The organism is Arthrobacter sp. Bi26 (assembly GCF_918697925.1).
Taxonomy (GTDB): domain Bacteria; phylum Actinomycetota; class Actinomycetes; order Actinomycetales; family Micrococcaceae; genus Arthrobacter.
The window spans coordinates 1-1,139 of sequence record NZ_CAKKMF010000213.1; the positions used below are offsets into that span (position 1 = coordinate 1).

A 1,139-nucleotide genomic window follows, 5' to 3' on the forward strand; every position below is an offset into this window, starting at 1 on the left:
ACCTGGGCCGTGGTTGGGTCCCAACCTAAGCTCATGGCGCCGGTGCGAAACTGCTCCTGAACGGCCTCGAGCTGGTCATTGTCGACAAGTTCAATGGGAGTACTCGTGGGAACGCTGAAGGGGTTGCCCTCGACGGTGATGAGCTGGTCGAGGATTTCGTCGATCTTCTCCGCGAGCAGAGCCGACTGCTGCTTCTCTAGGGCAATACTCACGGTCTGCGTCCCTGCGCGCACCTGCAGGTAGAACGTGCGCGCTCCCGGAAGGCCGATGGTGCCAACGACGACCCGATCAGGCCAGGCAAACTCGTGAAGACGTGTAGGCATGTCATTATTCTAGGCGGATGGGGTTCATGGCGCCTTTTGCCCTGCACCGCCGCCCACCGGCGCATCGCCAGAGTGGATGCCGTTCGAGAGCCACGACAGATCACCCGCGTCGGTGTTGGTCGCGTAGACGCTCGGCCGACTAGCGCCGTAGCGCACGATCGATACGGACGCGGGGCCCACGTTAATACGCTGGAACAGGTCAAGGTGCATGCCGAGCGCGTCGGCGAGGATTGACTTGATGATGTCACCGTGACTCACCGCCACCCACACGGCCCCTGGCCCGTACTCGGCTTCGAAGGCTGCATCGTGGCGTCGAATCGCTGCCGCTGACCGAGCCTGCATCGCGGCCATGGATTCACCGCCGGAAAGACGACGGCGGACGGTTGCGACTGCACAACCGGCCACAAATCCTCGGTCGCGAGATCACTGAGCGTGCGGCCCTGCCACTGGCCGTAATCGCACTCGGTGAGATTGAGATCGACCGGCGCGTACGGCGTGCCAGCCTGGCGATCGAGGATGAGCCGGGCGGTCTGCTGACAACGCTCAAGAGGGCTCGACACCACCCCGACTACGGGCACGGCCGCGAGCCGGTCTCCGGTCAGAGCCGCCTGGTCGCGCCCGATCTGGTCCAGGCTGACGCCGACGGCCCGACCGGCCAGCAGTCCAGTGGCATTGGCTGTGGTGCGGCCGTGCCGCACGAGAATAGCTGTCGCCATCCACCCAGCCTAACCACCCGCTCGATGGCGGTGTGAACCGTACCGGGTCGCGCGTCGGACAGGCAGATAAGGCACTGGCGGAACCCTTCAAGCACGCCGA

Annotated in this window: 1 protein-coding gene and 1 pseudogene; both read right to left on the reverse strand. The window is 64.8% G+C overall.

What is annotated here, in order from left to right:
• Nucleotides 1–323 (reverse strand): DUF3090 family protein (locus tag LQV16_RS23500; RefSeq protein WP_229996233.1); only part of this gene is annotated, 323 nt, incomplete at its 3' end.
• 24 nt (nucleotides 324–347) lie between these two features.
• Nucleotides 348–1,039, reverse strand: a pseudogene (locus LQV16_RS23505) (MSMEG_4193 family putative phosphomutase).
• Nucleotides 1,040–1,139: the final 100 nt, after the last annotated feature.